General features: G+C 32.7%; 15 protein-coding genes. 10 read left to right on the top strand and 5 right to left on the bottom strand.

The window, feature by feature from the left end; translation table 11 throughout:
* Nucleotides 1-19: 19 nt before the first annotated feature.
* Nucleotides 20-520 carry an OmpH/Skp family outer membrane protein gene (locus DOS84_RS09080; RefSeq protein ID WP_111409813.1) on the top strand — a complete coding sequence of 167 codons (501 nt, stop codon included), beginning with the start codon at nt 20-22 and terminating at the stop codon, nt 518-520.
* Between the two features lie 108 nt (nt 521-628).
* Complete coding sequence (murI, locus tag DOS84_RS09075) at nt 629-1,405, top strand: glutamate racemase (RefSeq protein WP_111409812.1); 777 nt, start codon at nt 629-631, stop codon at nt 1,403-1,405.
* A 1-nt stretch (nt 1,406) separates the two neighbouring features.
* Here the strand turns inward: murI and bamG are convergent, their stop codons facing one another.
* On the bottom strand, nt 1,407-2,645 hold the full coding sequence (gene bamG / locus DOS84_RS09070) for a BamG family beta-barrel-assembly machinery protein (RefSeq protein WP_111409811.1): 1,239 nt from the start codon (nt 2,643-2,645) through the stop codon (nt 1,407-1,409).
* Nucleotides 2,646-3,968 (bottom strand): DUF4270 family protein, encoded by a 1,323-nt coding sequence (locus tag DOS84_RS09065; RefSeq protein ID WP_111409810.1) that lies wholly within the window; start codon nt 3,966-3,968, stop codon nt 2,646-2,648.
* A 229-nt stretch (nt 3,969-4,197) separates the two neighbouring features.
* Between DOS84_RS09065 and DOS84_RS09060 the strand changes: the two genes are divergently transcribed.
* The 5 genes from DOS84_RS09060 to DOS84_RS09040 all read left to right on the top strand — a co-directional run bounded on the left by DOS84_RS09060 (nt 4,198) and on the right by DOS84_RS09040 (nt 8,361).
* On the top strand, nt 4,198-5,061 hold the full coding sequence (locus DOS84_RS09060; RefSeq protein ID WP_111409809.1) for a DUF6268 family outer membrane beta-barrel protein: 864 nt from the start codon (nt 4,198-4,200) through the stop codon (nt 5,059-5,061).
* 17 nt (nt 5,062-5,078) lie between these two features.
* A complete protein-coding gene (locus tag DOS84_RS09055; RefSeq protein WP_111410005.1) occupies nt 5,079-6,074 on the top strand; it encodes a Kelch repeat-containing protein in 996 nt (331 codons plus the stop codon).
* Complete coding sequence (locus DOS84_RS19440) at nt 6,022-6,423, top strand: DUF4907 domain-containing protein (RefSeq protein WP_341537928.1); 402 nt, start codon at nt 6,022-6,024, stop codon at nt 6,421-6,423. Before DOS84_RS09055 ends, DOS84_RS19440 begins: the two co-directional genes overlap by 53 nt.
* 297 nt (nt 6,424-6,720) lie before the next feature.
* Complete coding sequence (locus tag DOS84_RS09045; protein WP_243636344.1) at nt 6,721-7,545, top strand: sensor histidine kinase; 825 nt, start codon at nt 6,721-6,723, stop codon at nt 7,543-7,545.
* Between the two features lie 102 nt (nt 7,546-7,647).
* Nucleotides 7,648-8,361 carry a LytR/AlgR family response regulator transcription factor gene (locus tag DOS84_RS09040; protein ID WP_111409807.1) on the top strand — a complete coding sequence of 238 codons (714 nt, stop codon included), beginning with the start codon at nt 7,648-7,650 and terminating at the stop codon, nt 8,359-8,361.
* Nucleotides 8,362-8,388: 27 nt separating this feature from the next.
* Here DOS84_RS09040 and DOS84_RS09035 read toward each other — a convergent pair whose 3' ends face one another.
* Entirely contained in the window at nt 8,389-8,904 is a 516-nt protein-coding gene (locus tag DOS84_RS09035) for a gamma carbonic anhydrase family protein (RefSeq protein ID WP_111409806.1), read from the bottom strand.
* Between the two features lie 15 nt (nt 8,905-8,919).
* The gene (locus DOS84_RS09030; protein ID WP_111409805.1) at nt 8,920-9,915 is read right to left on the bottom strand and encodes a PorP/SprF family type IX secretion system membrane protein; all 996 of its coding nucleotides are present in this window, start codon (nt 9,913-9,915) and stop codon (nt 8,920-8,922) included.
* A 124-nt stretch (nt 9,916-10,039) separates the two neighbouring features.
* Between DOS84_RS09030 and DOS84_RS09025 the strand changes: the two genes are divergently transcribed.
* The 3 genes from DOS84_RS09025 to DOS84_RS09015 all read left to right on the top strand — a co-directional run bounded on the left by DOS84_RS09025 (nt 10,040) and on the right by DOS84_RS09015 (nt 12,601).
* Nucleotides 10,040-10,933 (top strand): NifU family protein, encoded by an 894-nt coding sequence (locus DOS84_RS09025; protein ID WP_111409804.1) that lies wholly within the window; start codon nt 10,040-10,042, stop codon nt 10,931-10,933.
* A gap of 225 nt (nt 10,934-11,158) precedes the next feature.
* Nucleotides 11,159-11,677 carry a YtxH domain-containing protein gene (locus DOS84_RS09020; protein ID WP_111409803.1) on the top strand — a complete coding sequence of 173 codons (519 nt, stop codon included), beginning with the start codon at nt 11,159-11,161 and terminating at the stop codon, nt 11,675-11,677.
* An 84-nt stretch (nt 11,678-11,761) separates the two neighbouring features.
* Complete coding sequence (locus DOS84_RS09015) at nt 11,762-12,601, top strand: mechanosensitive ion channel family protein (protein ID WP_111409802.1); 840 nt, start codon at nt 11,762-11,764, stop codon at nt 12,599-12,601.
* Here the strand turns inward: DOS84_RS09015 and tsaB are convergent, their stop codons facing one another.
* Nucleotides 12,602-13,270 carry a tRNA (adenosine(37)-N6)-threonylcarbamoyltransferase complex dimerization subunit type 1 TsaB gene (gene tsaB / locus DOS84_RS09010; RefSeq protein WP_111410003.1) on the bottom strand — a complete coding sequence of 223 codons (669 nt, stop codon included), beginning with the start codon at nt 13,268-13,270 and terminating at the stop codon, nt 12,602-12,604.
* Nucleotides 13,271-13,660 lie beyond the last annotated feature (390 nt).

Below are 13,660 nucleotides of genomic sequence, written 5' to 3'. Positions count from 1 at the left end.
TATTAAATATTTTAAAACAATGAAACAATTCAAAACTTTACTAATTGCTGCGATACTATTTTTAGGTGCAACTCAAATTTCAAATGCTCAAACAAAAGTAGCTCACGTTGATGTAAATGAAATCATGTCTAAATTGCCTGCTATGCTTGATGCCCAAAAACAATTGGAGAAACTGAGTGGTACTTATGATGCAGACTACAAAAAGATGGTTGAAGAATACCAAGCAAAATTAAAAAAGTACGAAGCTGAATCTGCAACAGTTACTGAGGCTGTAAATCAAGAACGTTCTAAAGAAGTTCAAGATATGCAAAAAAGAATTGTTGACTTTAGAGACAATGCTCAAAAAGAATTACAGACAAAACAAGAAGAAATTGTTAAGCCAATTATGGAAAAAGTAAAAGCTTCTATCCAAAAAGTAGGAAAAGCTAAAGGTTTCCAATATGTTCTTGACGGATCTACACTTTTACTTGCTGATGGAACAAACATCACTGCTGACGTGAAAAAAGACTTAGGTTTTTAATCTAAAATAAATCATTTACAAACTGCTCCTCCAAAATATTGGATGAGCAGTTTTTTTTTACAAAAAAAAATATAGTATATTTAAACTATAGCTTTTAAATTTGCAAACATGACAAACGATAGACCAATTGGTGTTTTTGACTCTGGAATTGGAGGAACCTCCATCTGGAAAGCCATTCATGATTTACTGCCAAATGAACAAACGATTTACCTAGCTGACAGCAAGAATGCTCCATATGGGCAAAAATCAAAAGCAGAAATCATTGCTTTAAGCATGAAAAACACAGATTTACTGATTGAAATGGGTTGCAAACTAATTGTAGTGGCCTGTAATACCGCAACAACCAACGCTATCCAGGAACTAAGAGCGAAATATTCCATTCCGTTTATTGGTATTGAACCTGCTATTAAACCTGCAGCAACACACTCCAAAACTCAAACAATAGGAATCTTGGCTACAAAAGGAACTTTAAACAGTGAACTTTTCAACAAGACCACAGAGAAGTATCAGGACATCAAAATTGTTGAACAAATAGGTCATGGATTGGTTCAACTAATAGAAGATGGTCAAATCAATTCCCCTGAAATGACTAAACTACTTAATGCCTATTTAACTCCAATGATTGAAGCCAACATTGATTATCTTGTATTGGGTTGCAGTCATTATCCCTATTTAATTCCACAAATAAAAAAAATCCTTCCAGAACACATTCACATAATTGATTCTGGAGAAGCGGTTGCCAAACAAACCCAAAACATACTTAGAGACAAAGTAGGATTTTCAACTGCCAAAACCAGCACTCCAATTTTCTATACGAACACCAATCCAAAAGTTTTAAATGAAATTTTAGAAAACAAATACCAAGTTGAAGAAAAGGATTTCTAAACTATTCTAGTTTTCTCCTAACAAACCAGATACCGTCTAAATTAAGATTCAAAGTTAGTTTATGATAATTTTCTTGGACTAATGAATTTGTAATTTGTCCTTTTTGCCCATACGTATAGGAAATAAACAAGGCCGAAGACAAATGATCCAACGGTAATGAAGCCCCAATTGAAAAATTCTTATCCTCAATTTTCTTATTGTCAACTTCTAAATAACCTGTGTCATAATTAACACCCGCAGCATATTTTATTCGATCAAAATAACTTCTTGATGCTTTTGCCTTTTGATAAGACAAGCCCAACGCAAACTTTTCTTGGTTGGAAAAATTACCATACATATCAGATTGGTTGGTAGCATCCCAAAATCTTTTCTCATAATCAAAAGCTATATTTAGTTTGTTTTTAAAGGCTTTATTGAAACCTACCCCTACTTCTAAAGGTAAATAAAAATCATCTGTATTGGATTTTTCATCTGTCTCCAAAGTAGAAGTACCAGTACCATTTACAACGGTAACAGATTGAATTTTGGTTGCATTTACACGTGTAGGCGATTTTACATTTAATCCAAAAGTCAATGACTGATTCATTTTGAATTGCGAACCCAAAATAGGTCGAATACCACTATAACTTACTTTTTTATCTATACTGGTAACTGAGCCATTGATTGTATATGTCCTTTCATCAGTCGTATTTCCAAAAAGGACTGAGGCTGAAAAACCCAAGGATAATTTATTGCTCAATCTATAGGCATACGAAAAATCCAAATTATTCAATCCGCCTGTCCCCATTACGTCCAAATAATAATACTCATTACTACTGTCCAATATTGGTATTTTTAATCCAGAAATTTTAAAAGATGAACTGGAATAAGGCATCATAGCAACACTAACTGCCGATTTATTATTAATCGGAAAGGCAAAAGCGAAATGGGAAAACTGAAAATTGTTTCGATTTTCTTTTTTTAGATTATCTTCAAAAGAGGATTGAATCCCTTTTCCTCCAACTTCAAAAAAGAAATTATTCGCCGGAATATTCACAAGTGAGGCGGCATTTTTGTTATTGATAAAATTATCCGAAGGTAATGCTATGCCGGCAGTACCCAGAGATGGAATTAATCCAAAATTAGCTTCATACAAACTTCCCAATCCATAAAGCGAATAAGGCGAAGTAGCAATACTTTGGGAATAGGCAATAAAAGAAGAAAAAAACACTAAAACCAAAAAAGGGCAACTCTTTTTCATTTAATACGTTATATAATAGATTTGTAATTTCATTTCACTTTCTTTATTGGTCTGGTCTCCCAATACAACTCTATCTACAACTTTGGACAAAATAGGCAACGTAAAGATTAAACCACTCTTTGCATCCGACTCTTTCAACATTTCTTTCTGCAAAAAAGAACCTAAAGACAGTTGATAACCCACACTTTCATCAAATTCATCATTCTCATTATTGAGAGTAGCAACTATACTTTCACCAGTGGAATTGGTGAGCGTTGTTTTTATTCGATTCAACTTATCAACAACATAAACATTCAATTTCTCTGGCAATGGAAACATTTTCGAATACGAATTCTTGACGGGTTTCAGTACTAACTTCGCATCGACTATGGCTCCTTTGTCTGCGAGGTATTTTAGTTGTTTTATATTTGGAAAATCGACACGACAGACAACTCCTGTACCGGATTGAATGAATCCTGCTTTACCGGTGTACAAACTGGACAAATTCATTTTTGACAATGGCAAATCTTGAATTAAAGTTCCTGACCTATCTGATGAAATTGAGTTAAACTGCTTAGTGGCATCCAAAATGGTAAAATCCTTCTTATAGAAATCTTCGGCATCACCTTTCCCTTTTGAATAGTACAATCGAAGTACACTTGATAAGTTGAATCCAATTATACTACCTGAAGTGCTCGAAACTGACGTTAACACAAAACCTTTTAAATATTCTGTAAACTCACTAGAATTACTAATTTCATTATTCTTGAACTTATTAAAAAGCTCTAACCCAAATTCATTATCCAATTTGACATTAATACTATCTCTTCCTATTGGATTTGGTTTATAAGTTATTGTACCTAAACTCGTAGTATTGTAATCTAAAGTAGAATTATTATAAAAGCTATCATCATTAGCGTTGGGCTTAAACTTTTTGACAACCCTATGAATGTTTAAAGTCTGAATTTTGGTCGTATCAGCATAATAGTAATTATCATATCTTAAAATCATTGCAATAGAATCAAACACATATCCTGTTGCATCAGTATCTGAATTTTCACTGTAAAGATTAAATGAGGATGCCGTAACCTGGAAATAACTATCCGACTTCACTTTTCCAAAAAGAGGATCATCATAATTCCCTACCAGGATTCTACTTTCATTGGAGGTAACCAAAGAGTCCAGCTTTATGTTAGAAACATCAATTGTAACTGTGTCTATTGAGAGCACTTTGTTTTTTAAGGCCAGATAATCTGCTCCAACAACAAATTCCCCCGAATCAACATCAGAATCACAGGAGAATAATAATAACCCGAAAAACATCAAAATCAAAAACTTGTACATACTTAATTTTTGGGCAAATATATAAGCGCTCGTTGCTGCGCTCCTAATAACATATACTGTTGGGCCTATTCAATCTATAAAGAGTGATAAACCGTCTATGACTTACAAAATAGTTTAAAATCAAGATTCACCAGTGATAATAGCCCGTTTGTCTATAGAATAAACCCATGCATATATATTCTTTTTTATTCATTGATAACACAACTACTTTTGGGTCAATAATTAAATAATGAGAATAAACAACTTTACGAAGCTTTTAATTTTGATCCCGCTATTTAGTGTTTATGCACAAAAAGCATTCACAATTGATTTGAACATAAAAACCGAACCGATAGAAAATGGTTCCATAAAGCAAACCGGAATTGGGGTGTTATTTTTTAAAGACATTGGAACTAAAAATAAACTAACAAATACTTTTAAATACAAAAGCACAACAGTTACAGATGAAATTGAAACCTATTTATTAAAAAATTATGTTACAAATTATAGTAGCACTCACTTTATTAGTTTTGAAAACATTTTTGAATTTTCTCATCAAATAACAGAAAAAACAAAATTGAATATAGCAATAGAACCAACAGCAAATTATGAAAGTAATTTTGATGTTTCAGACATAAGCATATTAGGCGGCATTGAACTTAGTCAATCGCTAAACAAGAACAATAGTATTGATGTGGGAGTAAAAAGAATGACCGTTTTTGGTAAACCCGAAATACTTCCAACTTTTTCATTTAACCACCAATTCAACAATAAAGCATATTTAAAATTAGGATTCCCGTACTCAGAGCTATCCTATTCCAATTCAATTCGAAATAAATTCAGTCTGAACAATGATTTTAGCGGAAGCAGTTACAATCTAAATTCACCCGTAGTAACAGAAGATATAAATGCCATAACAAAACTTGGATTTTCTCAAATAGAAACAACTCTCCAATTTGAAAGGAATATGGACACCTCTTGGTACGTCAGCCTCAAAGGTGGATATTCATCAAACAAAGAATTTAAATTTTCTGATGAAAACAGAACAAAAGAAATGAATCAAGCCTTAAAAAATGGAGGTATCTTTTCTATCAGCATAAAATACAAACTTTAATAAACACCATGCACATTATGAAACATTTAAAAAAAGGAATATTTCTTAGTACTTTACTCATCGGTTTAATTTCAATCAGTTGCAGCAATGATGACACGGAAGAAAAACTAGGGAACTGGATAAAAAAATCCGCATTTGACGGACCAGCACGATCTGGTGCGACAAGTTTCGTAATTGGAACTTATGCTTATGTAACTACCGGTTATACTGGAGACGAATATCTAAAAGACCTATGGGCTTACAATTCAGATGGAGATTATTGGGAGCAAAAGGCTGATTTTATTGGCATTTCAAGAAGTTCTGGATCAGGTTTTGAATTAAACGGAAAAGGGTACGTAGGTCTTGGCTATGATGGAACCAATAAATTAAAAGACTTTTTTGAATACAATCCAGACACCAATACTTGGGCACAAAAAGCAGATTTTGCAGGATCTGCCAGATATGGAGCCGTGGGTTTTCAAGTAGGAGGAAAAGCATTTCTGGGAACAGGATATGATGGCAATTATTTAAAAGATTTTTACCAATACAATCCAACAGATAATTCTTGGATACAAGTCAATGGATTTAGCGGTAACAAAAGAAGAAACGCCACCGTTTTTGTTATTGATGATATTGCTTATTTAGGGACTGGAATAAACAGTGGATCTAATCAAGTTGATTTTTGGGCATTTGACCCAAGTACTGATGTTTGGACAAGAAAAAGAGATTTGGATGATGATGAGAGCGATCATGACTCCTACTCCATTAAAAGAGCCAATGCATCCAGTTTTGCGATTAATGGTTTAGGATATGTTACTTGTGGTGAAAGTGGAAATACCATTTGGGAATACAATCCCAAAACAGACATTTGGAAAGAAAAAACAGCCCTAGAAGGTTCAGGAAGATCTGATGCAATGGGAATCACAATCAACGGACAGAAAGGTTTTGTTATGTTAGGAAAATCAGGAACATCATACTTTGATGATATATGGGAATTTAAACCAAACGATGAACAAAATGACGACGATAACTAGTGGCAAAAGCAAATTCTTTCGGAAAAAACTCCGGAAGAATTTGTCTTATATATTTAATTTAGTCACGATTACTTTTTTAGTAGGTCTCATGATTTATATTTTTTGCCAAAAAGAAAAAAATCTAAATGCGCAAACTATAAAACTAAATCATGGCTGGGGATACGCTATCACAAACAATAATCGAATAATTATAAAGCAAACAATCATCCCGGTTATTAGTGCGTACAGGAGTTTTCAAACAGAGAAAGAAGCCATGGCTGTCGGGCAATTGGTAATAAAAAAATTGAACGCCAATAAATCGCCAACTATTACAAAAAATGAATTAATTTTATTAAAAATAAGACTGTAAATGGATATTGTATCAATAAAAAATAGCAACTCAAACAAAATACTAATCCACAGTATTATTTGGTGTTTTTTTATTAGTACCTCACTTATTCAATTTTATGAAAGTCCATTTCATATCAACACCGATTTCTACATACAATGGATATCTGGAATAATACTATTTTATCTCAACTATATCTACCTTGTTCCTCAATTGTTATTGAAAAAAAAATACGGGTATTATTTTGCTGTTTTACTCATTCTGATAGCTATTTTCATGTTCTGCAGATTCCAGTTTTTCATGCCTGAATTTCGAGAAATGAGACCACCAAATGGTATAAATTTTTCTAAAATACCGCTCGGAGATAAAAATATAGAACATAGAATCCACAGAAGGGACCAACCTATTTTCTTTCAACTTGTTCCTTCATTCTTTTATATTTTGATTGTTGCCATTAGTACGATAATCAAAACATTATCCGAGTTTTACGATGACCAACAAAATAAATTGATCGCCGAAAGTCAAAGAACTTCGACAGAGTTAAACTATTTAAGAAAGCAAACCAACCCGCATTTTTTATTCAATTCACTCAATAGCATCTACTCGTTGGCCCATAAAAAATCTGACCTGGTGCCAGATGCTATCGTGACTTTATCCGAAATGATGCGGTATATGCTTTATGAAACGGACAATAAAACGGTTTTACTTGAAAAAGAAATCGATTACATTAAAAATTATATTGAATTACAAAAATTAAGACTCAATAATATTGAAAACATTAGCATAAATATTCATGGTGACACTAAAAATAAGTCTATCGAACCCATGCTATTAATATCATTTATTGAAAATGCGTTCAAATATGGAACCGATTACAAAGGAACTGCTTATGTCAAAATTGTTATAACAATTGAAGAAAATATATTGACTTTTTGGGTCGAAAATAAAATAGAAAACAACAAAAAGGATCCTGAAAACTCGGGAATTGGGCTATCAAATATTAAAAACAGGCTTAATTTGCTTTATCCAAACGCCCATAAGCTAAATCTATCAGCTACAGATTCAAAATATACTGTACATTTGATTTTACAATTGGATCAAATTCACCTACAAGCAAATTCAGTTTTTATACCAACATCATAATTTAAGAAAACATGAAATCGCAATTAAGAATATGTTTGTTACAAACAACCATAAATAAAAGGCGATAACATATATGAACTATAACAAATAAATTTTACATAGATGAAATGTGTCATTATAGACGACGAACCACTAGCGGTTGATTTATTGATTGAATTTGTTAGAAGAGTCGATTCATTAGAACTGGTCACCACATTTACTAACGCAATAGATGCCATTTCTATAATCAACCAATCCCAGATTGATTTAATTTTTTTAGACATCGAAATGCCTCATTTTTCTGGAATTGATTTCATCAATGCTATCGAGAAAAAACCTTTAATAATCTTCACAACTGCTTATTCCAATTATGCGGTCGAAGGATTTAATCTTGGTGCAGTGGATTATTTGGTAAAACCCATTCCTTTTAACCGTTTTCTGAAATCTGTTTTACGAGCTCAACAAATCTTTGCTCCCAAAAATCTACCAATAGAAACCCCTACAACAAATACACCAGAAATGGAACATGATTTTATGTTCGTTCGCGCCGAATATGAAAATGTAAAAATTAATTTTGCCGATATTTTATTTATCGAAGGATTAAAAGATTATGTCAAAATATACACTACCGACAATAAATATACGCTAACCCTAATCAGTTTGATAAAACTGGAAAATCTACTATCATCCAAAGGTTTTGCGAGAATTCATCGTTCCTATATCATCAATATCAAGCATGTAAAATCGATTCAAAAAAATAAGGTTTTAATCGCTGAAAAAAGGATTCCTATCAGCGAAAGCTATAAAACTTCCTTCTTTGAAAAAATAAACATTTGATTTTAAAACATAGATTTCCGAATGGCTCTATTCCTCTTTAAACCAACTCGAATACATCACGTAATTATTGGAAATACGCTCTATTTCGCCAGCGAAATTAGACTGGTCAATATCTTTTACTTTCTTGGCAGGAACACCCGCCCAAATGGTACCTGGTTCTACAATTGTATTTTGTGTGATAACTGATCCCGCTCCAATAATTGAATTGCTCCCAATGACGCAATTATCCATAACAATTGCACCCATCCCTATTAATACATTGTCATGAATCGTACAGCCATGAACAATCGCATTATGACCAATGGAAACATTGTTTCCAATAATGGTTGGATGTTTTTGATAAGTACAATGAACAATCGCTCCATCTTGTATGTTAACTTTATTACCAATTGTAATAAAATGAACATCTCCCCGAATTACCGCATTGAACCAAACACTACATTGCGAACCAAAAGTAACATCTCCAACAATAGTAGCGTTCTCGGCTACATAACAATCTTCTGGAATAGCCGGTGATTTTCCGTTTACAGCCTTTATTATCATTTTCTTTTTTAACTATTAATTAATTGCGGGACAATTACAATCGTATTTTACAGGTTTACATAAAAAGTTAATTCCTAAAGTAAGTTGATGAAATCCTGCATTATCATATTGCACATCGCCCAACAAATGGGTGTAGGTATAAGCAAACATAAAGTTTTTATAGTTAAATCCCAAAACAGGAGTAATATATTGCAATTTCTGGCTATTTGTACCGCTTCCATTACTGTACTGAGCGCCATCGAAACTTCTTCTATAAGACAAACCTCCCCATAGCTGTCCCATATCCAAGTTTTTATAAGCTTTCAAGTTCATGTCCAATGAACTCTCTTTCGTCTTATCTACAAATTGATACAAAAGCGAAGGTTCTAATAAAATTTTCTCGGCATTACCAAAAACATAACCTCCACTAACTATAAATTTACGCAAGTTGTCACTTTCATATTCGGTATAGATAGTCTGTCTCGTTTCCAAAACATTTTTAACTACAGCATTAAAGCTAAAGTCAAGTACATTATATGACGCTCCAATATCCAAATTAAAATAAGATGCATGTTGAACAACATTTCCAAGAACCGGATCATAATCTCCTGAATTCATAAAATCAGTTTCGTCCAATTGACTTTGATTAACTCCCACATTAACACCAAATGATAATTGATTCAAGTCAACTTCGTCCCTGGAAAACATAATATGATGAGCATATGTAGCTTTGAAACCAAATTGAGAATGATAACCATTGACATCATTAAAAACTATTGCTCCCACACCGGATTTCTCTCCTACTCTACCATTATAGCTTAATGTTTGAAGCGCTGGTGCATCAGTTTGATCGAACCATTGTTTTCGCGCTGTAAGTCTTACTTTATGACAATTGGAAGCTCCAGCCATAGAGGGAAAAATCAAGTAATAATTATCCGATAAATAATCAGAATATACAGGTATTCCTTCCTGTGAAAAAGTATTTAGTGAAATAAAAAAAAGGGCTAATACAAACTTGATTTTGTTATACATTTAGGGGGCTATTTTATAAAATTAATCACGAAAAAAAAACTTTTGTTAATTTATTCATTAAAAAATCAAATATAGTTAAACGTAGAAAATAACTTCACTAAATTTGCATAAAATCACAAAAATCATGACAAAAGTTACTATAAAGGAAACTCAAAATCCAACGATAATAAAATTTGAATTTCAAGATTTTATCACTCAAAATGAAAGTTTTGAATTCAAAAATATAGATGAGGCCAAATCATCTCCACTCGCCCAACAACTTTTTTATTTACCATTTGTGAAAACGGTTTATATATCAGGAAATTTTATTGCTGTCGAAAGATTTAGTATTGTAGAATGGGACGATGTTAAAGAAGCAGTAGCTGAGCAAATTGAAGCTTATGTAGACAAAGGAGGAGTTATAATCACTGTTGATGAAAACAAAACAAAAAAACAGCCCGTTACAGTTTATGGTGAATCAACTCCAAATCCTGCAGCTCTAAAATTTGTTGTCAATAAAATGATAACAAAAAATGCTGTTGAATTCAAAAACATTGACCAAAGCGGGCCTTCACCATTGGCAACCGAATTATTTAAATTTCCATATGTAAAAGAAATCTTTATTGATGAAAATTACATTTCGGTTACTAAATATGACATCAATGAATGGCAAGATATCACGATGGAATTAAGAACCTTCATCAAGCAATTTATTGAAAACGGAGGTACAGTCCTTGATGAGAATTTAATTCAAACCATTATTAAAGACGAAAAAACAAAAGACGAATCATTTGATTCACTTGACGAAACGTCTCAAAAAATCATCAACATTTTGGAAGAATATGTAAAACCGGCTGTAGCTGCAGATGGTGGTAATATCCTTTTTGATTCGTATGATGAATCTTCCAAAACAGTAAAAGTAATTATGCAAGGTGCTTGTAATGGCTGCCCATCTTCTACTTTTACCTTAAAAAGTGGCATCGAAAACATGTTAAAAAGCATGCTAAATGATGAAGGAATTAAGGTCGAAGCTGTATAATTATAAAGATTTATCTAAAAGCGTTTCCATTTCGGAAACGCTTTTTTCATGCCCAAAAAAATTTAACCGTAACCCTTTTATATAAAAAACACTCTAATTTTTAATCTATAGCAAATCAGATATTCTTTTCTACAATTAAATTGATTTTCAATATTTTACATTGTATTTCATTTAAAATTCTTAAAAAAATGGTTACTTTTGAGTTCTTAACTAAAAAGTAAAACTATGGGAGTATCATCATTTTTCAAGAATTTATTTGGCTCGGCCAAAGAAACTGCAAACGAAATTGTAGACCAAGCGGAATCTGCTATTGAAGAAACCAAAATAGCGGCCCAACCATATGTAGAAAAAGCAGAAGCTTTTCTAGAAGACACCGTAACAAAAGCAAAAGAAACTGCTACGCCTTATATGGAAAAAGCGGAAGCAATTGTAGAAGAAACTGCAACTAAAGTAAAAGAAACCGCAACTCCAATACTAGAAAAAGCAGAAACTTTTGTTGAAGAAACTATATCCAAAGCAAAAGAAACCGCAACTCCTCATGTAGAAAAAGCGGAAGCATTTGTAGAAGATGCTGTAACAAAAGCAAAAGAAGTTGCTACACCCTATATTGAAAAAGCTGAATCAATAATTGAAGATGCCAAAGCAAAAGGCACTGAAGCCATAAACAATCTAAAAGAAAAAGCAAATACATCAGACTCAAAAAAACTTGAAAACCTAAATAAAACTGAAGAAGAATCAGAATAGCTTTTTATAAAAAATATTAAATCCGTATTTTTGCAATTCAACATACAACCTTCTCGTTTGAGGAGGTTTTTTATGAATTAAAATATGACTTTAGATCCAAATTACATTACTGGCTATGCCAATAAATTTATAGAAACACTTATAGAATATTCCCCACAGGTTGTTTCTGCTTTAATTATTCTATTTATTGGCCTTTATGCTATTCGAATAATCAATAGGCTTATTCGAAAAATAATGATCAAAAGAAACTTAGATCCTACTCTTAGTAAATTTCTTGCCGATATTTTACTTTGGGTTTTAAGAGTATTATTATTTGTTACTTTCATCGACAAATTAGGAATCGGAACCTCTTCATTTGTAGCTATTCTAGGAGCAATGGGACTTGCAGTTGGTTTATCTTTGCAAGGTTCATTATCAAATTTTGCTGGAGGAATGCTTATTATTCTCTTCAAACCTTTTAAAGTTGGAGACACAATTGAAGCACAAGGAGTATTGGCTACCGTTTTGGAAATTCAAATATTTGTAACCAAATTGATTACTTCAAACAATCAAACCATTTTTATTCCCAACGGAACTTTATCGAACGGAACAATTATCAACTATTCGATGCAAGGATCTCGAAGAGCAGATTTAACGTTTTCCATATCGTATGAAACCAATCTAAAAGCGGCGAAAGATATTATAACAACAGTCCTTAAAAACAACCCAAAAGTACTTACTTCACCTGCAGCAGAAGTATCCGTAAAGAACATAACAGACAATTCTGTACAACTGGCAGTTAGACCTTGGGCAAAAAACGAAGATTATGGAACGGTGGTTTCAGACACTTTGGAAAACTGCAAATTGGCCTTGGACGCTGAAGGAATCAATTTTCAACCTTTTGTTACCGAATTCTCCAGAAATAACAATACCAAAAAAGACTAACTATTTTTTCGGAGTGGCAATCAAAAAGTCTTTCAAATAATAAGGTTCAAAATAGGCGACATCGACAGTGTCGCTTTTTTTGTATTTATCAAAACTTAAAACACTCATTTCATTTGCGGAAGGATATTTAATATCATCCAAAAACACAAAATTATCTTTTGTCAAAACACTTTTGCATTTCTCATTGCAATCGCCTACAAAATATATTTTTTCCTTTATATCCTCAAAAGAGTTTTCCGTGATAATTTCGGCCAAAACTTCTCGTTTTTTTTCTAAAGAAGCAGAAAAAACAGCACTATAAACCTCCATTCTGCGAGCGTCAATCATAGGCACGATTAAACCGTCTGTCACCGAAACTTTAGAAGCCAATGTTTGCAAAGTATCTATCGCAATTAATGGTATACTCAAAGCGTAGCACAAGCCTTTTGCCGCAGAAACCCCAATGCGCAATCCAGTATAAGATCCTGGCCCCTGACTTACGGCAACTGCTTCTAAATCTTTCATATTAATTCCAGCTTCACTGATAATTTCTTCAATAAAAACGTGTAAACGCTCTGCATGAGAATAACCTTCTTCCGCAATTTCTTTGCACAATATTGTTTTTCCTTCTTTTGCCAAAGCAACAGAACAATTTTTGGTAGCGGTTTCAATGTTGAGAATATAGGACACTTTTTTAGATTTTAGATTATAGACTGCATACTTTAGATTTATAAATCCGCAAACATCAAATAATCGATTCGGTTGCAAATTTACATCGAATTTTGATAATTCCTTTATTAAAAAAGGAGTTCGATTATAAAATTTGAAGCAGAGAGATTTGGCTTTTTTGGAGACATTGTCCCGCTTTCTGTTACAATCTTATAAGCCGAACCCCGGCTTATAAGGATTTCCACTGCAATCGGGGCTAAAGGGAGATATTTTGCATTTTTGTACTCATTAAAAAATTATCAAACCTCCAAAACCGTTACATTTGTCGCTCCTCACTTCATTTTTGACAATCAAAGCATAAAATTTGACCTAAAAAAAGTCAAATATAACGTTGCCTTTCGCAAACTTGAC

Origin of the sequence: Flavobacterium aquariorum, assembly GCF_003254745.1 — a bacterium.
GTDB lineage: Bacteria > Bacteroidota > Bacteroidia > Flavobacteriales > Flavobacteriaceae > Flavobacterium > Flavobacterium aquariorum.
This window is presented reverse-complemented; position numbering and strand designations above follow the sequence as displayed.

Coding starts and splice junctions, on each gene's coding strand:
- DOS84_RS09080 (WP_111409813.1), top strand. CDS start 20: ATGAAACAATTCAAAACTTTACTAATTGCTGCGATACTATTTTTAGGT.
- murI (WP_111409812.1), top strand. CDS start 629: ATGACAAACGATAGACCAATTGGTGTTTTTGACTCTGGAATTGGAGGA.
- bamG (WP_111409811.1), bottom strand. CDS start 2,645: ATGAAAAAGAGTTGCCCTTTTTTGGTTTTAGTGTTTTTTTCTTCTTTT.
- DOS84_RS09065 (WP_111409810.1), bottom strand. CDS start 3,968: ATGTACAAGTTTTTGATTTTGATGTTTTTCGGGTTATTATTATTCTCC.
- DOS84_RS09060 (WP_111409809.1), top strand. CDS start 4,198: ATGAGAATAAACAACTTTACGAAGCTTTTAATTTTGATCCCGCTATTT.
- DOS84_RS09055 (WP_111410005.1), top strand. CDS start 5,079: ATGAAACATTTAAAAAAAGGAATATTTCTTAGTACTTTACTCATCGGT.
- DOS84_RS19440 (WP_341537928.1), top strand. CDS start 6,022: ATGATATATGGGAATTTAAACCAAACGATGAACAAAATGACGACGATA.
- DOS84_RS09045 (WP_243636344.1), top strand. CDS start 6,721: ATGAGACCACCAAATGGTATAAATTTTTCTAAAATACCGCTCGGAGAT.
- DOS84_RS09040 (WP_111409807.1), top strand. CDS start 7,648: ATGAAATGTGTCATTATAGACGACGAACCACTAGCGGTTGATTTATTG.
- DOS84_RS09035 (WP_111409806.1), bottom strand. CDS start 8,904: ATGATAATAAAGGCTGTAAACGGAAAATCACCGGCTATTCCAGAAGAT.
- DOS84_RS09030 (WP_111409805.1), bottom strand. CDS start 9,915: ATGTATAACAAAATCAAGTTTGTATTAGCCCTTTTTTTTATTTCACTA.
- DOS84_RS09025 (WP_111409804.1), top strand. CDS start 10,040: ATGACAAAAGTTACTATAAAGGAAACTCAAAATCCAACGATAATAAAA.
- DOS84_RS09020 (WP_111409803.1), top strand. CDS start 11,159: ATGGGAGTATCATCATTTTTCAAGAATTTATTTGGCTCGGCCAAAGAA.
- DOS84_RS09015 (WP_111409802.1), top strand. CDS start 11,762: ATGACTTTAGATCCAAATTACATTACTGGCTATGCCAATAAATTTATA.